At 71.3% G+C, this 25,712-nt stretch carries 20 protein-coding genes and 1 other RNA gene; 16 read left to right on the top strand and 5 right to left on the bottom strand.

The window, feature by feature from the left end; all coding sequences use genetic code 11:
• Positions 1-5 precede the first annotated feature (5 nt).
• Entirely contained in the window at positions 6-1,118 is a 1,113-nt protein-coding gene (prfB, locus tag FHR33_RS19875) for a peptide chain release factor 2 (RefSeq protein ID WP_183649844.1), read from the top strand.
• 492 nt (positions 1,119-1,610) lie between these two features.
• On the opposite strand, the gene FHR33_RS19870 is transcribed toward prfB, so the two are convergent.
• Complete coding sequence (locus tag FHR33_RS19870) at positions 1,611-1,787, bottom strand: hypothetical protein (RefSeq protein ID WP_183649842.1); 177 nt, start codon at positions 1,785-1,787, stop codon at positions 1,611-1,613.
• A 214-nt stretch (positions 1,788-2,001) separates the two neighbouring features.
• Between FHR33_RS19870 and ftsE the strand changes: the two genes are divergently transcribed.
• The 5 genes from ftsE (at position 2,002) to ssrA (ending at position 6,672) form a co-directional block, all read left to right on the top strand.
• Positions 2,002-2,691 (top strand): cell division ATP-binding protein FtsE, encoded by a 690-nt coding sequence (gene ftsE, locus FHR33_RS19865; protein ID WP_183649839.1) that lies wholly within the window; start codon positions 2,002-2,004, stop codon positions 2,689-2,691.
• Positions 2,692-2,710: 19 nt separating this feature from the next.
• On the top strand, positions 2,711-3,622 hold the full coding sequence (gene ftsX / locus FHR33_RS19860; protein WP_183649837.1) for a permease-like cell division protein FtsX: 912 nt from the start codon (positions 2,711-2,713) through the stop codon (positions 3,620-3,622).
• Between the two features lie 22 nt (positions 3,623-3,644).
• On the top strand, positions 3,645-4,112 hold the full coding sequence (gene smpB / locus FHR33_RS19855) for an SsrA-binding protein SmpB (protein ID WP_183649834.1): 468 nt from the start codon (positions 3,645-3,647) through the stop codon (positions 4,110-4,112).
• On the top strand, positions 4,109-5,983 hold the full coding sequence (locus tag FHR33_RS19850) for a penicillin-binding transpeptidase domain-containing protein (protein WP_183649831.1): 1,875 nt from the start codon (positions 4,109-4,111) through the stop codon (positions 5,981-5,983). Before smpB ends, FHR33_RS19850 begins: the two co-directional genes overlap by 4 nt.
• Before the next feature lie 303 nt (positions 5,984-6,286).
• Positions 6,287-6,672: a transfer-messenger RNA gene (gene ssrA / locus FHR33_RS19845) on the top strand.
• A 230-nt stretch (positions 6,673-6,902) separates the two neighbouring features.
• On the opposite strand, the gene FHR33_RS19840 is transcribed toward ssrA, so the two are convergent.
• Positions 6,903-8,168: an erythromycin esterase family protein gene (locus FHR33_RS19840; protein WP_183649828.1), complete on the bottom strand. Its 1,266-nt coding sequence runs from the start codon at positions 8,166-8,168 to the stop codon at positions 6,903-6,905.
• A gap of 250 nt (positions 8,169-8,418) precedes the next feature.
• Positions 8,419-9,495 (bottom strand): hypothetical protein, encoded by a 1,077-nt coding sequence (locus FHR33_RS19835; protein WP_183649826.1) that lies wholly within the window; start codon positions 9,493-9,495, stop codon positions 8,419-8,421.
• Between the two features lie 303 nt (positions 9,496-9,798).
• On the opposite strand from FHR33_RS19835, the gene FHR33_RS52705 reads away from it, so the two are divergent.
• The 9 genes from FHR33_RS52705 to FHR33_RS19790 all read left to right on the top strand — a co-directional run bounded on the left by FHR33_RS52705 (position 9,799) and on the right by FHR33_RS19790 (position 22,032).
• A complete protein-coding gene (locus FHR33_RS52705; protein ID WP_183649824.1) occupies positions 9,799-10,821 on the top strand; it encodes a sensor histidine kinase in 1,023 nt (340 codons plus the stop codon).
• A gap of 5 nt (positions 10,822-10,826) precedes the next feature.
• Positions 10,827-11,534 (top strand): response regulator, encoded by a 708-nt coding sequence (locus FHR33_RS19825; RefSeq protein WP_376773178.1) that lies wholly within the window; start codon positions 10,827-10,829, stop codon positions 11,532-11,534.
• A gap of 20 nt (positions 11,535-11,554) precedes the next feature.
• Positions 11,555-12,769, top strand: a complete 1,215-nt coding sequence (locus FHR33_RS19820) for an FAD-binding protein (protein WP_183649820.1) — start codon at positions 11,555-11,557, stop codon at positions 12,767-12,769.
• Positions 12,769-15,837: an ATP-binding protein gene (locus FHR33_RS19815; protein WP_183649817.1), complete on the top strand. Its 3,069-nt coding sequence runs from the start codon at positions 12,769-12,771 to the stop codon at positions 15,835-15,837. Before FHR33_RS19820 ends, FHR33_RS19815 begins: the two co-directional genes overlap by 1 nt.
• Positions 15,834-17,402, top strand: a complete 1,569-nt coding sequence (locus FHR33_RS19810; protein WP_183649815.1) for a serine/threonine-protein kinase — start codon at positions 15,834-15,836, stop codon at positions 17,400-17,402. The genes FHR33_RS19815 and FHR33_RS19810 overlap by 4 nt, the downstream gene beginning before the upstream one ends.
• On the top strand, positions 17,399-20,200 hold the full coding sequence (locus FHR33_RS19805; RefSeq protein ID WP_183649813.1) for an AfsR/SARP family transcriptional regulator: 2,802 nt from the start codon (positions 17,399-17,401) through the stop codon (positions 20,198-20,200). Before FHR33_RS19810 ends, FHR33_RS19805 begins: the two co-directional genes overlap by 4 nt.
• A gap of 80 nt (positions 20,201-20,280) precedes the next feature.
• Positions 20,281-20,889: a hypothetical protein gene (locus FHR33_RS19800; protein ID WP_183649809.1), complete on the top strand. Its 609-nt coding sequence runs from the start codon at positions 20,281-20,283 to the stop codon at positions 20,887-20,889.
• Positions 20,873-21,418 carry an OmpA family protein gene (locus FHR33_RS19795; RefSeq protein WP_183649807.1) on the top strand — a complete coding sequence of 182 codons (546 nt, stop codon included), beginning with the start codon at positions 20,873-20,875 and terminating at the stop codon, positions 21,416-21,418. The genes FHR33_RS19800 and FHR33_RS19795 overlap by 17 nt, the downstream gene beginning before the upstream one ends.
• 2 nt (positions 21,419-21,420) lie before the next feature.
• A complete protein-coding gene (locus FHR33_RS19790; RefSeq protein ID WP_183649805.1) occupies positions 21,421-22,032 on the top strand; it encodes a hypothetical protein in 612 nt (203 codons plus the stop codon).
• Between the two features lie 192 nt (positions 22,033-22,224).
• On the opposite strand, the gene FHR33_RS19785 is transcribed toward FHR33_RS19790, so the two are convergent.
• A complete protein-coding gene (locus FHR33_RS19785; protein WP_183649803.1) occupies positions 22,225-23,292 on the bottom strand; it encodes a S1C family serine protease in 1,068 nt (355 codons plus the stop codon).
• Positions 23,293-23,310: 18 nt separating this feature from the next.
• Positions 23,311-24,726 carry an AMP-binding protein gene (locus tag FHR33_RS19780; RefSeq protein ID WP_183649801.1) on the bottom strand — a complete coding sequence of 472 codons (1,416 nt, stop codon included), beginning with the start codon at positions 24,724-24,726 and terminating at the stop codon, positions 23,311-23,313.
• 64 nt (positions 24,727-24,790) lie between these two features.
• Between FHR33_RS19780 and FHR33_RS19775 the strand changes: the two genes are divergently transcribed.
• Complete coding sequence (locus FHR33_RS19775) at positions 24,791-25,693, top strand: hypothetical protein (RefSeq protein ID WP_183649799.1); 903 nt, start codon at positions 24,791-24,793, stop codon at positions 25,691-25,693.
• The last annotated feature ends 19 nt before the right edge of the window (positions 25,694-25,712 follow it).

The raw sequence follows: 25,712 nt of genomic DNA, 5'->3' as shown, positions 1-25,712 counted from the left end.
TAGACGTGGCAGACATAGATCCGGCAGAAGAGATCAGCGCGCTCGCAGGGACACTGCGGAGCATTCAGGACGTTCTCGACCTCGACTCCATGCGCAAGCAGATCGAGGAGCTGGAGGAGCAGGTCGCCGCACCTGATCTGTGGAACGACCCCGACCAGGCGCAGAAGGTCACCAGTAAGCTCTCCCACCTGCAGGGCGAGCTCAACAGGGTCGAGGCGCTCGGGCGCCGCATCGACGACCTGACGGTCCTGTTCGAGCTGGCGGCCGAGGAGGACGACGCCGACACCAGGGTGGAGGCCGACAAGGAGCTCGCGACCCTGCGCGCCGACATCGGCGCGATGGAGGTCCGCACGCTGCTGTCGGGCGAGTACGACGCCCGCGAGGCGCTCGTCACCATCAACTCGCAGGCCGGCGGCGTCGACGCGGCCGACTGGGCCGAGATGCTGCTGCGCATGTACCTGCGCTGGGCCGAGCGCAAGGGCTACTCCACGGAGGTCTACGACACCTCCTACGCCGAAGAGGCGGGCATCAAGTCCGCCACGTTCGCGGTGAAGGCGCCCTACGCCTACGGCACGCTGCGCGGCGAGCATGGCACCCACCGCCTGGTCCGCATCAGCCCGTTCGACAACCAGGGCCGCCGCCAGACCTCGTTCGCCGGCGTCGACATCGTGCCCGTGGTCGAGCAGACCGACCACATCGACATCAACGAGGACGACCTGCGCGTCGACGTCTACCGCTCCAGCGGTCCTGGCGGTCAGGGCGTCAACACCACCGACTCCGCGGTGCGCATCACCCACCTGCCCACCGGCATCGTGGTCTCCTGCCAGAACGAGCGCTCGCAGCTGCAGAACCGCGCCTCGGCGATGAACGTCCTGCAGGCCAAGCTGCTCGAGCGCAAGCGGCAGGAGGAGGCCGACAAGATGTCGGAGCTGCGTGGCGCCTCGACCACGTCGTGGGGCACGCAGATCCGCAACTACGTCCTGCACCCGTACCAGATCGTGAAGGACCTGCGCACGGCGCACGAGGCGGGCAACCCGACGGCGGTCCTCGACGGCGACCTCGACGACTTCATCGAGAGCGAGATCCGCTGGATGCGCCGCCAGGAGTCGGCGGAATAGATCATCAACAGGCACGGCGGCGCCCGGCAGAGCGCCTCCGCCGTCACCGCCTGACGCCCGTCGAAGGGACGCTCCCCGGGATCCGCCACGTCCCGCCGCGACGGAGGGCCTCACCCCGGGCGTCCGCGTGCGCGAACAGGGAGTAGCGAGCCGAAGGGCGATCTCTCCGGCGCCGCGGCCTGGAGCCGGACGCGGACCCGAGTCGCGAAGGTTCTGGGGAGCCGCCGCCCATGGAGCCGACCGGCGATCACGGCCGCCACGACATCGCCGACCGTACGGCAGGGCCGTCGGGCGTGCGGACGCCAGGGCCTTCGGGCGTGCGGACGGTAGAGCCGTCGGGCGTGTGGACCGCAGGGCCGTTGGGCGTGCGGACGCCATGGCTTGTGGACGGCAGGCCGTCAGGTGTGGGGACGGCAGGGCCCTTGGGCGTGGAGACGGCAGGGCCGTCGGGTTGTGGACCGCAGGACCGTCGGGCGTGGGGACGGCAGGCCGTCAGGTGAGGTGCTGGAGCGCCAGGGCGAGGAAGAGAAGGGCGATCAGGGCGGCGAGGATCAGCGTCGGAGAGATCCCGTGCTCGTGCATGCGCTCGCGGTTGGCGCGGCACAGCGCGCAGCGACCCTCGATGACCGGGTGGGCGCACTGGGCGCAGACGAGGTGTTCACAACTCATGTCACCCTCCACTCTAGACGGTTCTCAGGTAACAGAATCGTTTTGTTTCCGTTATGGACGTTCCATGCCAGTCTTCCCCCTAGACTGTCCTGCAGCCAAGCGGAACGTCGATCATCAGTAAAGATGGACGTCCCCGCTGGCGGGCGGTGGGAAGTGGGCATGTGCCACCCTCGCTTCCGTCCGGACCCCTAGACTGGCACGTCGTGATGCGCTCGTGATCCATTTCGATAATGTCACCAAGGTCTATGCGAACCAGAACAGGCCCGCTCTCGACCACGTGTCTGTAGACGTGGACAAGGGCGAGTTCGTGTTCCTCGTCGGTCCCTCGGGATCTGGGAAGTCCACCTTTCTACGGCTGATCCTCAAGGAGGAGAAGCCCAACTCCGGCGCGATCCACGTCGCCGGCAAGGATCTCGCGAGGCTGTCCAACTTCAAGGTGCCGCACCTGCGCCGCCGCATCGGCTGCGTGTTCCAGGACTTCAGGCTGCTCCCCAACAAGAACGTCTACGAGAACGTGGCGTTCGCCCTCGAGGTCATCGGCAAGCCCAGGCGGTTCATCCGCAAGGTCGTGCCCGAGGTCATCGAGCTGGTCGGCCTGGAGGGCAAGGCTCACCGCATGCCCGACGAGCTTTCCGGCGGCGAGCAGCAGCGCGTCGCGATGGCCCGCGCCTTCGTCAACAGGCCCATGATCCTGCTGGCCGACGAGCCGACAGGAAACATCGACCCCGCGACGAGCATCGGCATCATGAAGGTGCTGGACAGGATCAACAGGACCGGCACCACCGTCGTCATGGCCACGCACGACGCCGCCATCGTCGACTCCATGCGCAAGCGCGTCGTGGAGCTGGAGGACGGAAAGATCGTCCGCGACCAGTCGCGTGGCGTCTACGGCCAGGCGTACTAACAGGAGTTATAGGCAGAACATGCGGGCGAACTTCATCCTCTCCGAGGTCTGGATCGGCCTCCGTCGCAACCTGACCATGACGATCGCGGTTATCGTCACCGTGGCTGTCGCCATGGCCCTGCTGGGCGTCGGGTTGATGATCAACGCCCAAGTCGGCCTGATGAAGACCTTCTGGTCCGACAAGGTCGAGGTCTCGGTCTACCTGTGCAAGAAGGACTCTCCCTTCCCCACGTGCAAGGCCACGCCCAAGGGTGTCAGCGCCGCCGAGCGAGGTCAGCTCCAGCAGCAGCTGGGCGCCCTTCCCCAGGTCGCCCAGGTCCTGTTCGAGGACCAGGCGATGGCCTTCGAGAACTTCAAGAAGACGCAGTCGGCCAACTCGATCCTCGCGCAGGTCGTCGAGGCCAAGGACCTGCCCGAGTCGCTCAGGGTCAAGCTGAAGGACCCCGAGCAGTACCAGGCGGTCATCGACGCGGCCAAGGGCATGAAGGGCGTCTCCACGGTCATCGACCAGCGGGCCCAGCTGGAGAACTTCTTCGGGATGCTGGAGAAGCTCCGCTACGCCGCGCTGGCCGTGGCGCTGATCCTGGTCCTCGCGGCGATCCTGCTGATCGGCAACACGGTCAGGCTCTCGGCGTTCAACCGGCGCAGGGAGACGGGCATCATGCGCCTGGTCGGCGCCTCCAACCTCTACATCCAGCTGCCGTTCGTGATGGAGGGCATGATCGCCGGCCTGATCGGCGGCGTGGTCGCCGCGATCATGCTGATCGTGGCGAAGGTCTTCCTGTTCGAGGGCACCACCTCGGCGTTCGCCGTCAACAGCCAGCTCGGGTGGGACTCCGTGGCCGAGGTGATCACTCTCACCATGGTGATCGGTGTGGTGATCTGTGTGCTCGCGTCGTTCGTGACGCTCCGCCGTTACCTGCGGGTCTGACGAACCCAGGTAAGGTCGAAGCATGCCACGTGAGACCGGGCGGAAGCTCATCGCCCAGAACAAGCGTGCCCGCCACGACTACAACGTCGACGAGACCTTCGAGGCGGGTCTGGTGCTGCAGGGCACCGAGGTCAAGTCGCTGCGCGCGGGCAAGGCCTCGCTGGTCGACGGCTACGCCTCCATCGACGACGGCGAGGCGTGGCTGCTCAACGTCTTCATCCCCGAGTACTCCCAGGGGACGTGGACGAACCACGCCGCCCGCCGCAAGCGCAAGCTCCTGCTCAACCGCAAGGAGATCGACAAGCTCGCCGCCAAGGTCAAGGAGGGCGGGCTGACGATCGTGCCGCTGTCGCTCTACTTCAAGGACGGCAGAGCCAAGATCGAGATCGGCATCGCGCGCGGTAAGAAGGACTGGGACAAGCGGCAGACGCTGAAGGAGCAGCAGGACAAGCGGGAGATGGCACGGGCGATCCGCCATCGCGCGCGATGAGCGCTCGTGCACGCAGGGTTCTGGCCGCGGCCGCCTCGGTGGTGGTCGCGGGCACGACGCTGACCGGCTGTTTCGAGGAGCCCTCCGCGCACGAGGCCGTGCGCGACTTCCTCGTCGGCTGGCAGTCCGGCGACTACGAGCTGGCTGCAGGCCGTACCGACGGTGATCCCGCCGTGGTCCGTAAGGCGCTGGAGGACACCCGCGTCCATCTCGACGCGGCCTCCTTCCGCTTCCGCATCACGAGCCTCACGCAGAGCGGCGAGGAGTCGACCGCCGACTTCGCGGCCGAGGTCGACCTGGGCGAGAACAACTCGCTGTGGGAGTACACCAGCAAGCTGCCGCTCCACCTGGTCAACGGGGTGTGGAAGGTGCGCTGGTCGCCCAGCGTCATCCACCCGCAGCTGAAGGAGGGTCAGCGCTTCGCCGTGGACCCCAAGCCCGAACTGCGCAAGCAGGTGCTCGATCGCACGGGCGAGCCGCTGCAGGCCGACACCACCCTCTACGTCGCGGGCGTGACCCCCGCCACCCTCGGCGACAACGCGCAGAAGGCGGGCGAGCAACTCGCCGCGCTCACCGGGTTCGCCCAGGACCGGCTGCTGAGCCGCATCAAGTCGGCGCCGCCCAGCACGTTCGTGCCGCTGGTCACCTTCGGCTGGCGCAAGTACGCCTCGATCCAGTCCAAGCTCGACGACATTCCCGGTGTCACCGTCCAGAAGCAGGAGCAGCCGGTCGCACCCGCTCCGCCCGAGCAGATCGTGGGCAGGGTGAGCGCGCTGACCGCCGAGCACGAACAGAAGCTGGGCGGCCCGCAGCGCGCGGGCGACTCCGTCGGCCTGTCCGGCCTGCAGAAGGCCTACCAGGACTACCTGACGGGCTCCACCCAGACCTCCGTGATCACGCTCGACCTCAAGACGGGCGAGCAGGTCGCCGAGCTGAAGAAGTGGCCAGGCCGTCCCAACGCGCCGGTCGAGACCACGATCGACAGCTCGATCCAGGCGGCGGCCGAGAGCGCGCTGGCGGGCACCCGCTCGGCCACGCTGGTCGCGGTCAAGGCCCGCACGGGCGAGGTGCTGGCCGTGAGCGCCTCCGACGACCTCAACGAGGAGAAGAACGCGCTGGCGGGCAAGTACCCCGCGGGCAACGCCTTCTCGATCATCGCGGCCGAGGCGTTGCTGAAGAAGGGCGTCAAGCCGAGTCAGCCGCTGGCCTGTCCTCCCGAGCGTTCGGTCGGCGGGGCCAGGTTCGAGCAGGCGGGCCTGACGGCGAGCGTCAGTCAGAGCTTCCAGAGCAGCTTCGCCAGGAGCTGTGTGACCGCCCTGGCCTCGCTGGCGCGCAGGGTCAGCGGCGACGACCTGGCCAAGAGCGCGGCCGACTTCGGCATCGGCAAGCCGTGGAAGCTCCCGCTGAAGTCCTTCAGCGGGAAGGTCGGCGACCTCGACAGCGACGCCGACAAGGCCAAGGCCATCGCGGGCCAGAACGTCGAGGTGAGCCCGCTGTCGATGGCACTGGTGGCCGGGGCCGTGGCCTCGGGCACCTGGCATCCGCCGCTGCTGGTCACCAAGCCGACGACGCCCGATCCCGCCGCCGAGGTGCTGCCCGCCACACCGCCCGCTCCCGTGGCGATCGACGCCAAGGTGCTGCCGGCGCTGCAGTCGATGATGCGATCGGGTGTCCGTTCGGGCAGCGCGCGCGCGGCCGCTGCGGCCGGTGAGCCGGTCTCCGGGATAGTGGCTCCGGTGACGGGCAAGAGCAAGAACCAGGCGTGGTTCGTCGGCTGGCAGGGGGATGTCGCGGTGGCTGTCCTGGCCGAGAACGCCGACCCCGCCGCGTACGCAGGCCGCTTCTTCGCGGCGATTCGTGACCCTGCGTGAAAAGTTTCTCACTCTGAGCAACCATCGGTGGGCTGATCTGCGTCTTCCTAAGTGACCGGGCCCGCTCGGGGGGTTGCGGACCTGGTCGCCGTGACGAGTTCAGGACTTCATCTCGGGGGAAGTCCTGCCGTCCGGACCGGCATGACCCTGCCGGTCGCCCCCGGAGACGTGCGCCGTCTTGCCGCGTCTCCGGGGGTTCGCCGTGTACGGCTCTCGCCCCGCAGGGAATGCGGTTGGCGTTCCACGCGTTCACCGGTATGTTCGTGTTGCTCGACCGTTCGCGGTCGTGTTGACAACTGCACAGGGGGTGATCGGTTTCGACTTCGATCTTTCAATGCAGGTGAAGCGGGCCGAGGACTGCGGACATAACCTCGTTAATCCTGTGACCGCAAACCAATAAGTGCCAACTCTAAGCGCACTGAGGTCAGCCAGGGTTCCCTGGCTCTCGCTGCCTAAGTAGCGAAACCTCTGTCAGCCCGAGCATGCCTTCGGCCCGGGACCTGGCATCGTTAGAAGGCTCCACCGCTCGACCCGGCCACGGGGGAGAGCGGGAAACCAAACAGTGGCTGAGCCTGTCGGCAACACGCCTGCGTGAGTGCCGGGGCTGAGAAAACGTTAAGCAGGCTGCGCCCGGAGAAGCCCTGCCTTGGGGTTGAAGGACGCGGGTTCGATTCCCGCCACCTCCACAAGAGCAAATCGCCTCTGAGCTGTCCAACATGGACAGCTCAGAGGCGATTGTGCGTTCGTGGACGCGCCGGCCACCGGGCGAACGTAAGCCCGGGTCGTTGCCCACGTTCGCGGAACCGTCCCAGAGGAGGGCGGCCCGAAGGGGTCCTCCACGTTCGACGATCTGGAGTCGGTGAAGATGTAGATCCGCCGGACGCTGCCCCTCGTCACGCTCGCGAACGCCTTACGCGGCTCAGAGGGGATCGGCCGCCTTCACCCGGTGGAGGTGGATCAGCGAGTCGTAGGCCTTCCCCAGGGCCAGGGGCTTGGTGAACATTTCAGGCATGTACGTGGCCGGGATCGTGAAGGTGGGCCGGGCGGTGTCCAGCCAGGTGCGCACCGCCGGGTTCCGGCCGGCCTGGCGCAGGCTCACGAGATAGTCGCGGTGGCCGACCTTGTCGAGTGTGTGCTCGCTGCTGCCGGTGCCCGGGGCGCCGGTGTCGAAGACCCCGACCTTGCCGGTCTTCGGATCGATGGCGCGGAACCGGCCGCCGTGGATGGTGGTGCCGATGGCCACGTAGGACTTGCCGGCCATCGCGCGCAGATGGGCGCCCTGTGTGACCGGGTACATCTCCGGCCAGGCCGAGACGTAGCCGATGTGGCCGTTGTGAGCCGCCGCCACCGTCTTCAGGCCCGTCTGCCGGTTCCACCACCATGTGTTCTCCGCCATGGCCTTGTCGCGGTGGCTGTGCATGGCGGGGCCGTCCAGGGTGTACATCGTGGCCATTTGCGCGATGACCCGCGCCTCCTGGGCCACGATCGGGGGGGCTTTCTCCACCAGGCGGTAGGCGGCCTCGGCATTCTCGGCCAGGGTCTTACGCCGCTCCGGTGGGAGGGCGGCGATGGCGTTCATGCGCTCTGCCGTACCGCCGGGAAGGGCGAGCAGATCGGCGTAGCGACGGCGCAGATCGGGCACGATGGCGGGCTTGTTCTTCTCGGCCCAGGCGATCACTCGCCCGTACTGGTCCGGATGGACGTCGCCGATGTCGAAGCCCATGACACGCAGCTTGTCGCGGGCCGTGCGGTTGTACTCGCGCATCCAGGTGTAGAGGTCCAGCCACTCCTTGGTCTGCCAGAAGCCGTAGGAGTGCTGGAAGTCCTCGCGCAGGATCGTGCGCAGGTCGCCCTTTCCGGTGCGGACGTACTCGTCCAGCCGGACGCCCGCCGACCAGGGCGCCTCAAGGGCGATCGTGGTGAAGCCCTGATCTCTGACCAGGTGCCGGAACATCCGATTGCGGACGGTGAACAGCTCCTTTGACCCGTGGGTCACTTCGCCGATACCCACGATCGAGGCGTCGCGGGTCATCTCGGACAGCGCGTCCAAGTCGCTCAGTGGGCGGGCGTACCGGTCGAGCCCGGCCACGACGCCCTTGTCGGAAGCGGCGTGGGCCGGAGCGGCAAGAATCGGAGCGGCCAGTGCCGCGACCAGGCCGAACGTCAGTAGGGAGAGCTTCTTCATGTGTTCAACCGTAGGGATCGGTCCTCGCCGTCTCGATCCCGCGCACTGGCCTCTTGCTGGTACGGCTGGCTCTACCTCGGGTCGGCCTCCAGGTAGTGCAGGGTGGCTGCGACGCGGCGGTTGGTCCGCTCGTCCGGGGCCGGGTCCAGCTTGGCGAAGACGTGCTTCGATACGGCGGCGCATCCCGACTCGCGCCGCGCCGGGCGGAAAGATGGGCTGGTTGGCGCCGCACAGGCGGCGGGAGGCTGGTTCAGGTTGTTGAGGCGGCGAGAGGGCGGTCCTCACCGCGCAGGCAGCGGGGGCAGCGGCCTCGTCTGCGCAGGTGGTAGGCGAGGGTGGCGGCGCCCAGTGCCGCGCCCCAGAGGGGCCAGAAGCACTCGGGCAGCCAGGCACCCCACTCCGCGAGGTCGAACAGCCCCGCCAGCGCCCGCCGTACGTAGGTCAGGCCCGCGACCGCGATGATGATCGCTACGAGGGTCGCGGGGATGACGGCAAGCAGCGGAGGGACCCGCCTGCCGCGCAGGCCGGGGATCCAGCGAGGGAAGATCTCGCCCCAGCGCTGCACCAGCCCGAGCGTGAGCACGCCGCCGAGGGCGCCGAAGGTCGCCAGGTAGGCTCCGGCCAGCCAGATGCCGGGGGCCTCCCTGTCGCCCTGCTCGAGGAACTCCCTGCTCACGCCCAGCGGGATCCCGAGCGGCCACGCCCACCGGGTGGCGCAGTAGATGAGCGGCGTGACGACGGCGACCATGACGGCCACGCGCCCCCAGCGGGCGGCCGAGGCGGGGGTGGTCCAGCCGGTGTCCTCGTCGGCTCGTCCGCAGGAGCCGCACGCCTCGCGGCGGGCGCGCTGCGCGGTCAGCGCGGCCCCTGCCAGCAGTACCCCGCCGAGCATGCACAGCAGCTGGTTGAGCACCGGCCACGGCCACGCGTCGCCCAGCCCGATCTGTCCCCACGGCCCGTCGAAGAGGCCTGCCACCGTCATCAGCGGCGTGTAGGCGACGCCCATCATGAGGCGGGAGTCGGGGATCACCACGGCGAGGAGGAGCGCCAGCGGCCACGCGGCGAACACCGCGACCCGCTGGACGGCAGGCCCGCCGCGCACGAGCGCCAGCGCGGTGATCGCGCCGAGCAGGCCGAAGGCGGCCACCCACCAGCCGCCGGGGTCAGGGGTGAGGCCGGCGAGGATGGAGAGCGCGCCGTCGGGGTCGGGGTCGCTCGCGCCCCAGGGGAAGCCGGGAGCGCCGAGCGCCCACGCCGCACCGGCCGCCGCGTAGGCGGCCGACCAGGCTGCCGCCGCGTAACCGGCCTTCGAGATGATCGTCGTCATGTCTCCAGCCTCGGGCCGGGCGGCGCTCCCAGGCCAGGTGCCTTTCGGCAGGTTGTGGCGGCTCCGGCGGCCTACGCCCATGCCATTCGGCATGCCCGAGCCGCGGCCGTGCTGCATCCCAGCCCGTGAAGTTGCGGTGCTGCATCCAGGCCCGTGGGTGGCCGTGGGGCATCCGGGCCCATGGGGTGGGCGTGTTGGATTCGGGCTCGTGGAGTGGCCGCGGTGCGTCCAGGTTTCTGGAGCGGTCGCGGTGAGCCGGGCTCGGGTCGTGGCTCGGTGAGTCAGGTCCGTATCGTGGCTGCGGTGAACATCGGCATCGTGGGAGCGGCGGCGGCCGTGACGGCGCTGGCGTGGGTGGTCGTCGGGCGGCGCCGCGGCCGTGCCCACCTGCCCGCGGCGGTGGTCCTGGCCTCCATGGTCTCCCTCGTGGTCACGCTCTCGTTCGTGAGCAGCGGGCCGCGCGGGGGCGAGGACCTGTACGGGCTGGTGGAGAGCCTGTCCTTGATCGCGCTGCTCGGCCTGATGGCCAGGTGGTCTCCCGTACGGCAGGCCGTGCCCGCGGGCGCGCTGGGCGGGGTGGCGGCCTCGACGTGGCTGCTGCGGTACGTGATGCCCGCCTCGCCACTGGAGGCCATCGGCATGTGCGCCTTCTGGGCCCTCGGCGTGATGGCCGCCGTCGCGGTCGGGGCCTACCTGCGCTCCCTCGACACCCGGCGGGCGCGCGCGGTGCGGGACGAGCGCGCCGCGCAGCGGCTGCGGCTGGCCAGGGACCTGCACGACTTCGTCGCCCACGACGTCAGCGAGATGGTGGCGCAGGCCCAGGCGGGCCAGGTGGTCGGCGTCGGCGATCCCGCCCAGGCGCTGGCGGCGCTCCAGCGGGTGGAGCAGGCGGGGCTGCGCGCGATGGCGACGTTGGACCGCACCGTGCTCGACCTCCACGCGGGCCCGGGGCTGGAGGGGCTGGCCGAGTTGGCGGCCAGGTTCTCCTCGGCGGGTCGGGCGCGGGTCGGGCTGCGTGTGGACGACCGGCTCGACGTGCCCGAGGAGACGGCCGCCATGGCGTACAGGGTCGTGGTGGAGGCGCTGACCAACGTGCGCCGGCACGCCCCCGAGGCGACGCTGGTGGAGGTCGCGGTCAGGGCGGAGGGCGGGATGCTCGTGGTGAGCGTGGACGACGACGGCGGCGGCGTCGCGCCGGAGGAGGGGCGCGGCGGGTTCGGGCTGCCGTCGCTGACCGCCCAGGTGGAGGCGATGGGCGGGCGCCTGCGGGCGGCCGCGGCGCGGGGAGGGTGGACGCTGGTGGCGCGACTGCCTCTGGCACCATGAACGGCGTGTCCACACGCATCCTCATCGCCGACGACCAGGAGGGCATCCGCGGCGCTTTCCGTCTCATCCTCGACGCCCAGCCCGACATGACCGTCATCGCTGAGGCGGCCGACGGGCTCGCCGCCATCGAGACGGCGCTCCGGGTGCGCCCCGACGTGGTGCTGGCCGACATCAGGATGCCGAAGGCCGACGGCATCGAGGTGACGAGGGCGCTGGCGGATACCGGCATCCACGTGGTGGTCGTCACGACGTTCGGGCAGGACGACTATGTGCGGGCGGCGCTGCGGCACGGCGCCTCGGGGTTCGTGCTCAAGAGGTCGGGGCCGACGCTGCTCGTCGAGGCCGTCAGGGCGGCGATGAGCGGGGACGTGCTGATCAGCCCGCAGCTCACGATCGGCCTGCTGCGGGACAGCCCCCTCCAAGCAAGCCCCCTGCGGGAGAGTCCACTGCGGGAGGGCTCCCTCCGAGAAGGCCCCCTGCGTGAGAGCTCCGGGCGCGACCTGCAGGGCGAGGCGGAGCTCACCGAGCGCGAGGACGACGTCGTCCGCCTCGTCGCCCAGGCCAAGACCAACGCCGAGATCGCCGAAAGGCTCTTCCTGTCCCCTGGCACGGTCAAGAACCACATCGCCAGCATCCAGCGCAAGCTGGGCGTGAAGAACAGGGTCGGCATCGCGGCCTGGGCATGGCACACCGGCAGGGCTCATACACCCTGATTCGGTAGCATCAACGGCCTATGGCCGCGATCGTGACCAACTGGGCGGGTAATCTCGCCTTCCACGCCTCTGACGTGCACCGCCCGGCCTCGGTCGAGGAGCTGCGCGTCATCGTGGCGCGCTCGCCTTTAGTGCGGGCGCTCGGCAGTGGCCATTCCTTCAGCGACGTGGCCGACACCAAGGGCGCGCTGGTCAGCCTCGACGCGCTGCCACGCACGGTCGACCTCGACGTGTCCACGGTGCGGGTGGGCGGCGCCGTACGGTACGCGGAGCTGGCGCCGCGCCTGCACAGGGCGGGGTTCGCGCTGCGGAACCTGGCCTCCCTCCCGCACATCACGGTCGCGGGCTCGGTGGCCACGGCCACGCACGGGTCGGGTGACGGCAACGGCAACCTCGCCACGGCGGTCCGCGCCATGGAGCTCGTCACCGCCGAGGGCGACCTGGTGAGCCTGGCAGGGGACGATCCCCGGCTGTCCGGCGCGGTGGTCGGGCTCGGGGCGCTGGGCGTCGTGGTGAGCCTGACGCTGGAGGTGGTGCCCACCTTCGAGGTGCGCCAGCACGTCTTCGAGGAGCTGGCGCTCGAGGTGCTGGACGACCACTTCGACGAGGTGTTCGGCAGCGGCTACAGCGTGAGCCTGTTCACCCGGTGGCGGCGGCCCGTGATCGACCAGGTGTGGGTGAAGCGGGTCTCGGGCGGGGCGCCCGAGCTGTTCGGGGCGCGCCCAGCCGACGGGCCTCGCCATCCCATCCCCGGCGTCTCCGCCGAGCCGTGCACCGAACAGCTCGGCGTCGCGGGGCCGTGGCACGAGCGGCTGCCGCACTTCCGCCCGGGGTTCACCCCGAGCGCGGGCGAGGAGCTGCAGGCGGAGTTCCTGCTGCCGCGCGGGCACGCGGTCGCCGCGCTGCGCGCGCTCGACGGCATCCGCGACACCATCGCGCCCGTCCTGCAGGTCTCGGAGATCAGGACCGTCGCCGCCGACGACCTGTGGCTGAGCCCGGCCTACGGCCAGGACGTGGTCGCCTTCCACTTCACGTGGATCAAGGACGTGCCGAGCGTGCTGCCGGTGATCGAGGCGGTGACGCGGGCGCTGGAGCCGTACGAGGCCAGGCCGCACTGGGGCAAGCTGTTCACCGCCGTCGCCTCCTACGAGCGGATGGACGACTTCCGCGAGCTCGTCAGCGCCTTCGACCCGCAGGGCAAGTTCTCCAACGACTTCCTGTGCAGGATCATGTGATGCGGTTCGGGATCCTGGGCCCGGTCGAGGCGCGGAGGGAGGACGGCGCCACGGTCTCCGTCGGCGGAGCCCGCCTGCGCGGCCTGCTCGCGCTCCTCGCCCTGGACGCGGGCAGGATCGTGCCCACCGAGCGGCTCATCGAGGGCCTCTACGGCGAGCGCCCCGTGACGGGCGAGGGCAACGCGCTGCAGTCGCAGATCTCCAGGCTGCGCAGGAGCCTCGACGTCCCCGTCGAGTTCCACCCCGCCGGATACCGGCTCGTCGTCGACGGCGAGGAGGTCGACGCCCACCGCTTCGAGCGGCTGGTCCGCCAGGGAAGGGCGGCCGAGTCGGCTGCCGTCCGCTCGGAGCTGCTCGGGCAGGCGCTGGCGCTCTGGCGCGGACCCGCGCTGGCCGACGTCCGAGAGGTGCCCTTCGCCCCCGCGCAGGCGGCGCGGCTGGAGGAGCTGAGGGTCGACGTCACCGAGGACCGCGTCGAGGCGGATCTGGAGCTGGGCAGGCACCGCGAGCTGGTGACCGAGCTGCAGCGGCTGGTGGAGGCGCACCCCGTCAGGGAGCGGCTGCGCGGCCAGCTCATCAGGGCGCTGTACGCCAGCGGGCGCCAGGCGGAGGCGCTGACCGCCTTCGAGGACGCCCGCCGCACGCTGGCCGACGAGCTGGGCGTCGATCCGTCGCCCGAGCTGAGGGAGATCCACCTCGCGGCGCTGCGCGGCGAGCTCTACGCCCCCGCGGCCCCCGGCCGCACCGAGCCCCAGGACAGGACGGCAGGCGTCAGGAGCGCGCTGCCCGCCCAGCTCACCAGCTTCGTCGGCAGGCAGGACGACCTGGCAGAGGTCGCCCGCCTGCTGGAGCGGGCCAGGCTCGTCACGCTGACGGGCCCGGGGGGAGCGGGCAAGACGCGGCTCGCGCTGGAGGCGGCGGCCGCGGTGAAGGGCGAGGTCGGCCTGGTCGAGCTGGACGGCGTGGCCGAAGGCGGCGACGTCGCCCAGGCCGTACTCACCAAGCTCGGACTGCGGATCGGGCAGGACGCGCCCGATCCGGCCGACCGGCTCGTCGCCGCGCTGGCGGGACGGCGGATGCTGCTCGTCCTCGACAACTGCGAGCACGTCGTGGCGGCGGCGGCCGAGCTCGCGCACCGGCTGCTCAGCGCCTGTCCCGACCTGCGCGTGCTGGCCACCGGCAGGGAGGCCCTCGGCATCACCGGCGAGAGCATCTGGCCCGTGACCGCGCTGCCCGACGCGCTCGCGGAGCGGCTGTTCGAGGACAGGGCCGCCGCGGTCCGCCCGGGGTTCGCGCTCGGCGAGGACAACCTCGCCGACGTGCGGCGGATCTGCCAGGCGCTCGACGGGCTGCCGCTGGCGATCGAGCTGGCCGCGGCCAGGCTCCGCTCGCTGCCCGTGGCGGAGGTAGCCGCCAGGCTGGAGGACGGGCTCGGGCTGCTGTCGCGCGGCAGCCGTACGGCCCAGCCCAGGCACCGCACGCTGCGCGCGGTGGTCGAGTGGAGCTGGAGCCTGCTGGATGAGGAGGAGCAGCGGCTGGCCAGGAGGCTGACGGTGTTCGCGGGCGGGGCGGGCATCGAGGCGGTCGAGCGGGTCTGCGACACACCTGACGCGCTCGAGCTGCTCGCCAGCCTGGCCGACAAGTCACTGGTCGAGATCGCCGGAGATCGCTACCGGATGCTGCAGACGATCCGCGCCTTCTGCGCCGAGCGGCTGGAGGAGGCGGGGGAGGTGGGCACCTACCGGCGCGCCCACGCGAACCATCATCTCGCCCTGCTGCGCGAGGCCGCTCCCCACCTGATGCGCGCCGAGCAGCTGGAATGGGCGGCCAGGCTCGACCCCGAGCACGACAACCTGCTCGCCGCGCTGACCTGGGCCATCGACGACGACCGCGCCATGGCGCTGCGCATCTTCGCCGACCTGTCCACGTACTGGTGGCTGCGGGGGCGGCGCGGCCTCGGGATGCTGCCCGCCCGCGCGCTTCTCGCCGCGCTCGGGACGGCCGTCCCCGAGGGTCTGGAGGCGGAGTACGTCATCTGCGTGGCCGGCGCGGTCGGGAGCGGAGCGCACCTGGAGAACGCCAAAAGGCTGATGCGCGAGATGGACCTGATCTCCGGCCACCCGCAGCTCACCTTCTTCTGGGGCAGCTTCGTCGGGCCCTCCATCGACGACGGGCTGCTCGAGCTGATGATGGAGCGCGTCAAGTCCAGCCCCGACCCCTGGATCAGCGGTCTGAACCATGTCGGCAAGGGCTTCCTCTGCTACCTGATGGAGAGCGACGTGGCGGGCACCGAACGGGAGTTCTCGCTCGCGCTCGACTGCTTCCGCTCGCTCGGCGAGCGGCTCGGCATGGCGATGGCGCTGTCGGAGCTGGTCAGGGTGGCCGCGTGGCGCGGCGAGAGGGAGCGCTTCAGCGAGCTGATCGAGGAGGCCCTGCGCCTGATGGGCGAGCTCGGCGCGCAGGAGGACATCGCCGACCTGCTGTGCCACCGCGGTGAGGGCGAGCTACTGCTCGGCGACCTCGACAAGGCGAGGGCCGACTTCGAGCGGGCCGCGGAGCTGGCCCGCAGGGTCGGGGCGCTGGAGGGCACCACCAGGGCCAGCTGCGGCCTGGCGGAGGTCGCGAGGCTGCGCGGCGACCTGGACGAGGCGCGCCGCCGCTACGAGGAGGTGCTGGCGAGGGAGTCGAGCGGGTCCTTCGGCGAGTCGCTCAACGCCGTGCAGATCGGGATCGCGCTCGGTTGGATCGCCGCGGCCGAGGGCGACGTGGAGGAGGCCGTCGCCAGACAGGAGACGGCGTTCGCCGCCGCGCTGCACGTGCAGAGTTTGCCGGTGCTGGCGAGCGCGGCCGAGGGCATGGCGGGAGCCGCCTCGCTGCGCGGCGCGCACGACGAGGTCGCGCTGCTGCTCGGCGTGGGCAAGGGGCTGCGCGGCATGACGCTGCCCGGCGACCGCGACGTGAGGCGGGTCGCCGAGCTGGCAAGGGCGGCGCTGGGCGAGCGGCGCTTCACCGAGGCGTACGCCAGAGGCGCGGCGATGTCCAGGGAAGAGCTGGCAGGGCTGCTGTGACCGCTCCGGTGATCGGCGGATACACGCTGCTGCGGTTGCTCGGGCGCGGCGGGATGGGCGAGGTGCATCTCGCCTCCACGCCCACGGGCGGCCTGGCGGCGGTCAAGGTGATCCACCCTTCGCTGGCCCGCGATCCCGCCTTCCAGCGGCGTTTCTCCCGCGAGGTGGACGCGGCCAGGCGGGTGGCCAGGTTCTGCACCGCCCCCGTGCTGGACGCGGGGATCTCGGGCGAGGTGGCCTACCTGGTCACCGAGTACGTCAAGGGTCCTGACCTGGCGCACGCCGTCAGGGAGCAGGGGCCCTTCACCGGAGGCAACCTGGAGTCCCTGGCGGTGGGGATCGCCACCGCGCTGACGGCCATCCACGGCGCCGGCGTGATCCACCGTGACCTCAAGCCCTCCAACGTGCTGCTGTCGCCGCTCGGCCCTCGCGTGATCGACTTCGGCATCGCGCAGCTCATGGGGGTCGACAGCCTGGCCAGCCAGGCGATCCTCGGAACCCCCGCCTTCATGGCGCCCGAGCAGGTGAGAGGCGAGCCGCTCGGGCCCTCGGCCGACGTCTTCGCCTGGGGCGGTGTGATCGCCTTCGCCGGCACGGGACGGCTGCCGTTCGGCGGCGGCGCGCCCGCCGAGGTGCTGTACCGGATCGTCAACGACGGCCCCCAGCTCGACGGTCTCGACCAGTCGATGAGGGGCATCGTCGAGTGGGCGATGGCCAAGGACCCCGCCCGCAGGCCCACCCCGCAGCAGCTGCTCGCCGAGCTCGTCGGCGGGCATCCGACCCCCGAGACGGCGACCATGGTCGTCGAGCGCACCTGGTCGGGGCCCGTTCCCCCGGCCTCCGCCGGGCCGGGAGACCAGCCCGCACCGCCCCGACCTCCTCACCCGCGCGGCCCGGCGGCGACGGTGCGGGCCGGGCTCGGGGCCAGGCGGCGGTGGCCGTGGGTGGCGGGAGCGTTGACGCTGGTCGCCGCGGCGGCCGTGGCGGGCTTCCTCGCGCTGCGTTCGCCGCAGACCGACTGGCCGTACAGGGCCGTCTTCGGCGGCGACTCGTGGGAGACAGGCCGCACCGAGGGAGGAGTGGCGAAGCTGACGGGGGACGCCTACGAGCTCACCACGAACCCAGGCTGGCGGCTGTGGCGGTCGGCCCCTGTGACCTCCGAGCCCGAGAGCGGGGCGGTGGTCGTCGCCAGGGGCAGGATGGTCGCCGGCACCGGCGAGTTCGGCGTGTGGTGCAGAGGCGCGAGCGGCGGCCGGCGCTACGAGTTCGCGGTCACGAGCGACGGCAGGGCGACCATCGCCAAGCGCGGATCGGGCACCGGCAGCGTCCTGCTGGACAGGCCCGCCAAGGAAGGGACGGAGGATCGCCGCATCGTCGCCGAGTGCAGGAGCGACGGCCCGAAAACCCTCCTTCGCCTGTGGGTGGACGACAGGTACGTCGGCATGGTCACCGACACCAGCGGTCCGCTCGGACCCGGCTCCAGCGGCGTCTTCGCCGCCCCCGACACCGAGAAGCCGGTCGGTGTCAGGTTCAGCTCCTTCGCCGTGCAGGCCGCCGGCCGATGAGCGCGCGGTTCGGCGTGCTGGGCCCGCTGCTGGTGCTGGACGGCGCCGGCGCGGAGGTGACTCCTGGGCCTGCCAAGCACCGCGCGCTGCTCGTCGCGCTGCTGATGAGCGCGGGGCACACGGTCACGCACGACCGTCTGGTGGCGGCGGTGTGGGGCGCCGAGCCGCCCGCTTCGGCGGCGGCGGTGCTCAGGGTGTACGTCAGCGCGCTCCGCAAGATCGTCGAGGGCATCAGGACCGTGCCGGGTGGCTACCTGCTGGCGGTCGACCCCGAGGAGGTGGACGCGCTCAGGTTCGAGCGCATGGTGGCGAACGCGCGCAGGGCCAGGGCCGCGGGGCGGGTCGTCGAGGCCGCCGACGCGCTGGCGCGGGCGCTCGGGCTCTGGAGGGGGCGGGCGCTCGACGGGATCGATGGCGAGCTGCGGCGGGCGCATGCCGTACCGCTGGAGGAGCTGCGGCTGGCCGCGCTGGAGGAGCGGATCGAGCTGGACCTGGAGCTGGGCAGGGGCGCCGAGTTGATCGGCGAGCTGCGCGCGCTGGTGGCGGCCTACCCGCTGAGGGAGCGGGCGTGGGCGCAACTGATGCACGCGCTGACCCAGGCAGGCCGCAGGTCGGACGCGCTGACGGCCTACCAGGAGGCGCGCGGCACGCTGGTGGCGGAGCTCGGCCTCGAACCGGGGGCCGAGCTGCGCGAGGCCCATGAGCGGGTGCTCGCGCAGGAGCTCGGCAGAAGCGTCCCCAACGAGACGCCGCCCGACATCGCCGACTTCACCGGCAGGCGGGCGGTGCTCGGCTGGATCGAGGCGGCGCTGCCCGCTCCCGGCGCGGCCCCCGTCCACCTGGTGCTGTACGGCCCCGCTGGCGCGGGCAAGAGCGCGCTCGCCGTCCACGCGGCGGCCCGGCTCGACCTGCCCGACGGCAGGCTGCACGCCTCGCTGCGCGACAGGGCGCCGGGAGCGGTGCTGGAGGACCTGCTGCGCTCGCTCGGCTGTCCCGACGGCGCGGTCCCCTCGTCGCTGGACGAACGCGTGCGTCTCTACCGCAGCCTCGTGGCGGGCAGGCGGCTGCTCGTCGTGCTCGACGACGCCACGAGCGAGGCCCAGGTGCGCCCGCTGCTGCCCACGGGAGCGGGCTGCCTGACGCTGGTGACCAGCAGGTCGCCGCTGTTCGGGCTGGAGGCGGCCCGCGCCTACCCGCTGGACGTGCTCGAGGCGGGGGAGGCGGTGGCGATGCTGGCCAGGATCGTCGGCGCCGACAGGGTCGCCGCCGAGCCCGACCAGGCCCACCGCATCGTACGGCTGTGCGGGGCGCTGCCGCTGGCGCTGCGTATCGCAGGCTCGCGCCTGGCCAGGCGGCGGGGCTGGACGCTCGAGCACCTGGCCGACCGGCTGGGCGACGAGCGCGGCAGGCTCGACGAGCTCAGCGCGGGAGACCTGGCCGTCCGCTCCAGCCTGGCGCTCGGCTACCGGGCGCTGTCCGAGGACGAACGCCTGCTGCTGCGCCGCCTCGGCGCGCTGTCCTGCCCTGACTTCGCGCCGTGGATCGCCGCCGCCCTCGTGGGCCGCGACGGCGGCAGGGTGATGGAGTCGCTGGCCGAGGCAGGGCTGCTGCAGGAGCGCGGCCTCGACAGATACGGCTGGCACGACCTGACCCGCCTCTACGCCGCCGAGCGGCTCGTCGAGGAGGAGGGCCCCGCCTCCGCCGTCCTCGCGGGGGCGGCGGGGGAGATCCTCGACAGGGCGCGCAGGGCGAGAGAGCTGATGCTGCCCGCCGAGCCCGGCTCGGGTCTCACGCTCTCGCACACGGTCGAGCGCGATCTGGCCACCGCCCGCCTCGCCGAGTCGGCCCGCTGGCTGGCCGCCGAGCGCTCCTTCATGGTCGCCGCCGTCGCCGACCTGCACAGGGCCCGGCTGGACGAGGCCGCGTGGCGGCTGGCCTTCTACCTGACCCCGCTGTTCGAGCTGGGCGCCTACCACGACGACTGGCGCACGACGGCCGCGCTCGGCCTGGAGTCGGCGCGCAGGGCGGGGCACCGGCACGGCGAGGCGCTGCTGCTGCGCTCGCTGGCCGACCTGCACCGCGCCGAAGGCAGGCTGGAGGAGGCGGCCGGGGCGTTGCGCGCCGCGCTGCCGCTGACCGAGCGCGGCGAGGTGGCGCGCACGACGCTCAGACTGGGGCTGGTCTACAGGGCGCAGGATCGCCTGAGCGACGCCGAGCGCTGCTTCACCGAGTGCCTGGCCGCCTTCGGCTCGGGCCAGGGGGGAGGCGGCGACCCGAGGGGAAGCGCCGACGCGCTGCGCGCGCTGGGAGAGCTTCGCGCGGACGAGGAGCTGTCACGTCGCGCGCTCGAGCTCTACCGGCAGCTCGGTGACCCGCGCGGAGAGGCGGCCACCCTGCTCGACCTGGCCGCCCTGTGCCTGGCGGGGCGCAGGACGAAGGAGGCGAGGGAGCTGGCAGAGCGGGCGGCCGGTCTGAGCAGGAGGCTGGGCGATCGGCTTCCCGCCGCCTCTGCCTCGCTGCTGCTGGCGGGGACGGCCAGGGCGGAGGGAAGGCCCGAGGCGGCCAGGGCGGCGGCGACGGAGGCGCTGGCGGCCTTCGAGTCGCACGGCGACAGGAGGGGCACGGCGAAGGCGAGGCTGACGATCGCCGCCGCGGCTTTGGATCTGGATGAGATTGATGGGGCTGTTGATGCCCTTGCATGCATTATGGGAGAGTTTGACGCCCTTGGTGACAGTCGCGGCCTGGTCGAGGCACAGGGGCTCGCGCGGGAGGCGCGTCGCCGTCGTGGCCTGCGGTGACAGCGGGCTATACGGATCCTGAACATCGCCCTCCTAGGGTGAGGCTCACTGAAACCCCCGACCGCAAGAGGTAAGGCAGGATGCGAAGAAAGCTGGCCATGGCGGCGTTGCTGGCCATGACGTTGACCGGTTGCGGAACCCTGCCCTCCCAGCTGACCTCGGGAGGCGGTGAGGAGAAGCAGCCGGTACGGAACACCGAACGGGCTGAGGAGAACGCCCCCACCGGCCCGCCGCCCGCCGCCACGGTTTCCGCCTCCGCCCCGGCGCCGCCCACCGAGAAGCTCCAGGCCATCGCCAGCCGGGAGATGAAGCACGACGGCAGCAACCTGCGCGTCGACATCACCGGGCTCAAGCGCCAGGGCAGGATCGCGACGCTGACCTGGACGGTCCACAACCTCGACCCCTCCAGCGACCACTACTACGTCGGTTCCAACCTCGGCACGGGAAACCTCGACTGGACGGTCGCGGGCGTCTCGCTGATCGACCCGGTCAACGGCAAGCGGTACCGCGTCGCCCGCAACGGCACGGGCGACGACGCCACATGCGTGTGCAGCAGGGTGAACCAGCGGATCAAGGGCGGCAGCGCGCTGGAGATGTACGCCGTCTACGGCGCGCCTCCGGCCGACGTCTCCACGGTCACCGTCGAGATCCCCAACCTCGGAGTGTTTCCCGATGTCCCCATTTCCTGAGCTGGCGCTGGCGGCGGTGATGTCGATCTCCACGCTGGCCGACCCCGGAACGCCGCAGGACGCCACCTACACGGTGGAGGACCTGGTGCTCCCCGTCGAGGACATCATCGCCGAGGTGGAGTCCATGGACGGCGCGCAGAGCGAGTCCAGGACGGGAGAGGAGGTCACCGTCGCGCTGACCAGCGACGTGCTGTTCGCCGTGGACAGGTGGGTGCTCACGGCGAAGGCCAGGCAGCGGCTCGGCCAGGTGGCCGCCAAGATCAAGGCGGAGTCCGCCGGCGGTGTGGTCAAGATCCAGGGTCACACCGACGACCAGGGCGCCGACGCCTACAACCAGGCGCTCTCGCTCAAGCGGGCGCGCGCCGTCCAGGAGGCGCTGGGCCGGTTGGACGCCGGCGCGGTCACCTTCGAGGCCGCCGGTTTCGGCGAGACGAAGCCCAAGCTGCCCAACCTCGTGGACGGCAGGCCCAGCGACCACAACAGGGCCAAGAACCGCCGTGTCGAGATCATCTTCAACGTCAAGGAATGAGCATGCGCAAGCAGATCGCGCTGACACTGACCCTGGTCGCCGGCCTGACCGGCTGCGGCATGCTGCCCGGCCAGCTCGCGGCGGGCGGCGAGGAGAAGCAGCAGGCCACCGCCCAGCAGACCACCGCCCAGCAGAGCGGCGGGACGCCTCAGGAGAGCGGCACGGCTCCCGCGTCGCAGACCGCCCAGAGCGCGCCGCCCGAGCAGACCCAGGTGATCGCCGGCCGTGAGGTGAAGGCCGGAGGGGCCGACCTGCTCGTGCAGATCACCGGGCTCAAGCGGCAGGGCAGGGTGGCCACGCTCACCTGGACCGTCACCAACAAGGGCGAGAACAGGTGGGAGATGACCTCCACCCTCGGCGACACGCCCATGGGGATGGGCCTGACGGTCGGCGGGGTCAGCCTGGTCGACGCGGCCAACGGCAAGCGCTACCGCGTCGCCTACACCGGCGAGCCCCCCAGCGCCCGGTGCATGTGCTCGGACTATGACGTGTTCACCGAGCCGGGGGAGCAACTGCCCCTGCACGCCACCTTCGCCGCGCCGCCCGCCGACGTGACGAAGGTCAACGTCGACCTGCGCACGCTGGGCGTCTTCACCGACGTCCCCGTCTCCTGACGAATCGGGCCGTCTTCACCGACGTCCCCGTCTCCTGACGAATCGGGCCGTCTTCGCCGACGTGCCAGTCTTGTGGCGGCCCGGGCCGTCTTCGCCGACGTGCCAGTCTTCTGGCGGCCCGAGCCGTCTTCACCGACGTGGCCGTCTCCTGGCGATCTGGGCGTCTTCGCCGACGTGCCCGTCTCCTGAGGCCTAGCTGTCGAGTTCGCCCAGCGTGACCGTGACCGTGCCGGTGGAGCCGTCCGGCTTGACCACCTCGACCTTGGCCTGGCCGCCTGGCTTCTGGGCGGCCAGGATCTCCGACAGCGCCGACATGGTCGGGGTGTCCGTGCCGTTCACCGAGACGATCACGTCGCCCGCCGCGATGCCGGCCTGGGCCGCTCCACCACCCCTGCTGACGCTGACGACGCCGACGCCGACGGGAGAGCCCTCGGGCCCGATCACCGTGCGGCCGACGATGCCGAGCGCCGCCCTGCGGGAGTTGGTCACCTTCCCGTCCTTGATGATCTGGGCGGCGATGTCGGTGGCGGTGTTGCTCGGGATGGCGAAGCCGATGCCGGGCGCCGCCCCTCCGCCGAGCTGCGGGTCGGTGGCGGCGAGGGTCGGGATGCCGATCACCTGCCCCGACAGGTCGACCAGCGCGCCCCCGCTGTTGCCGGGGTTGATGGCGGCGGAGGTCTGGATGGCGTTGGCGATGGTCGCGCCGGGCGAGCCGCCGCCCTGGGGCTCGCTCACCGTACGGCCCAGCGCCGAGACGATGCCGTTGGTGACACTGCCCGACAGCCCGAGCGGGTTGCCCATCGCCAGCACGATCTGACCGACCCTGAGCTTGGCGGAGTCGCCGAACCTGGCGGGCGCGAGGCCGTTGGGGTCGCTGACCTTGATCACCGCGAGGTCGCCCGCGGGGAAGGAGGCGACCAGCCTGGCGGGGCGCGCGGTGCCGCCGGTGGCGAGCGTGACCTCCATCTCGGTCGCCTCGCCCACCACGTGGGCGTTGGTCACGATGTGTCCTGCCGAGTCGTAGACGATGCCCGAGCCGAGCCCGACCTTGGTGTTGATCTGGACGATCGACGGCAGCACCTCCTGGATGACCTTCTCGTACTCGGCCTCCAGCGCGTGCGGGGACGACGCGGACGCCGGTGAGGAGGAGGCCGGGGAGGGCGCCGGGGTCGAAGCCGGCGGGGTCGCCCTGGAGATGGAGCCCGAGCAGCCGGAGATGAGCAGAACTGCGGCCGCGGCGCTCGCGACGATCATCCTCATGCGCGGTTTCTTCCCACGTCAGCCGGAAAGATACCGATCCCTGACATCCCGCCTGCTCAGCTTGCCTGTGGGCGTGCGCGGCAGCTGTGCGCGGTATTCCACGACCCTCGGGTGCTTCAGCTTGGCCAGCCGGGGCGCGCAGTGCCGCAACAGGTCGGCGGTCAGCTCGTCACCGGGGCTGAAGCCCTCGGAGGGCTGCACCAGCGCCACGATCCTGTGCCCCCACTCCTCGTCGGGCACGCCGATCACCGCCACGTCGGCGACGGCGGGATGCTCCAGCAGGACGGCCTCGATCTCGGCGGGATAGATGTTGACCCCGCCCGAGATGATCAGGTCGGTCCTGCGGTCGAGCAGGAACAGGTAGCCGTCCTCGTCGAGGTAGCCGATGTCGCCGGGGGTGTAGTCGCGTCCGCGCATCGCCGATGCCGTCTTGCCTGGGTCGCCGTGGTACTCGAAGCGGTTGATGCCGCCGATGTAGACCAGTCCCGGCTCGCCTGGAGGAGCCTCCGTGCCGTCGTCGGCGATGATCGTGAAGGACATGCCGTCCAGCGCCCGCCCCACCGTGCCCGGTTTGGCCAGCCACTCCTGCGAGGAGACCATGGTGGCCACGGCCGCCTCCGTCGAGCCGTAGTACTCCCACAGCACGGGCCCCAGCCAGTCGATCATCGCCTGCTTGGTGGCGGGAGGGCACGGCGCGGCGCCGTGAAAGAGGTGGGTGAGCGACGACAGGTCGTAGCGCTCCCGATCGGGTACGGCCAGCAGCCGGTGGAACATCGTCGGCACCATGAAGGCGTTCGTCACCCGGTGGCGCTCGATCAGCTCCAGCGTGCCGACGGCGTCGAACCTCTCAGGGGCGATGATCGCGTGACCGAGGTTGAGCGCCATCATCGCCTGGCCGTAGGGGGCGGAGTGGTAGAGCTGCGAGCACACCAGGTGCACCCCGCCGAAGGGCAGCCCGAAGTGCCTCCAGCTCTTGCGCATCAGGATGGGGTAGAGCTCCTCGGGCGGCAGGTCGAGCAGGCGCCGCCGTACACCCTTCGGCCTGCCTGTGGTGCCCGAGGTGTAGAGCATCATCGAGCCGGCGCGCCGGTGCGGCGGCGGGCCGGAGGGCAGGCCGTCCACCGGCATGGGGGAGTCGATGACGACCTTCGCGCCGCAGTCGCCCACGATGTAGGCGATCTCCTCCTCGGTGAAGTGCCAGTTGACCGGGACGTGGTAGGCGCCGATCTGGTAGGTCGCGAGCATCATGGCCAGCGCCTCCGGGCCGTTGGGCAACACGGTGACCACCGCGTCGCCCTGTCCTGCCCCACGCTCGACCAACGCGTGCGAGAGCCTGTTGGCGCGGGCGAGCAGCTCGCCGTAGGTGAGGCCGACCTGCCCGAGCACGGCGGGACGGTCCGGTTCGGCTGCGGCGATCTCGTAGAAGCCCCTCATGCGGGCGACCATACAGAATGACATTCTGTCCAAGGAAGAGCACGAATCACGTAGCCTCGAGGCCATGGCGCACAACCAGGGACAGGAGCCGTACCAACCCTCCTACGACGCGCCGACCACCCCCTTCCAGCGGGTCGAGGTCTCCTCCTCCGCAGACCAGACGATGCGGGTGCCCATGCCGCCGACGGCGGGACCGTTCCGCCCGCCGCCCGCACCGCCGCGAAGGGGCCTGGTCGGCAGGCTGACCGCGAGCGTGGGAGACGTGCCGATCAAGCTCGTCTATCTCATCGCCGCCGTGGTCGTCACCGTGCTGGCGGTCGTCCTGATCTTCGCGGTGTTCTCCGGCGACCAGCCGGACGCCGCCGAGCCGCAGCGGGCCGATCTCTCCGCGCCCGCCGCGCCCGCGCCCAGCTCGGCCGCCGACGAGGTGGTGCTCACGCCCGCGCCCGAGAGCCTGGCCTTCCCCGCGATGCCGGGCAAGGCCTCCAAGGTGGTCGGCAAGATCGTGGACAGGCGCACCGGCATCACCTATCCCCGGCTCGGCAAGCCGTGGACGGCCAAGTCGTTCCCGCCCTTCGCGATCGCCCAGCGGGCCGGCAAGGTCGCGCTCCCGCACACCATGGTCGCCTCCGCGCCCCTGCCGGTCGCGGCCGACAAGCCGTCCTCGCTCGCCGACTACCGCGACCTGGCCGTCAGGGCGGCCAGATGGTCGCTGCGCAGCCAGCACCCCGAGGGCGCCACGGTCACCTGGACGGGCTCGCAGAAGCTCGCCGTGGGCAAGGGCTGGATCGTCGGGTTCAAGGTCGACTACACCTTCGGCGGCAGGCGGCAGTCCTCGCAGGCGCTGGCCGCGGTGGTCGACGCGGGCAAGGCGAAGCCCGCGATGCTGCTGGCCACCATCCCCGAGAGCGGCAAGGGCCACTGGCGCGACCTGAACTCTCTGGTGAAGGGGCTACGTTCGTCATAGAAGCATCCTCTAGAATATG

The organism is Nonomuraea dietziae (assembly GCF_014195505.1).
GTDB classification, from domain to species: Bacteria; Actinomycetota; Actinomycetes; order Streptosporangiales; family Streptosporangiaceae; genus Nonomuraea; species Nonomuraea roseola.
This window is presented reverse-complemented; position numbering and strand designations above follow the sequence as displayed.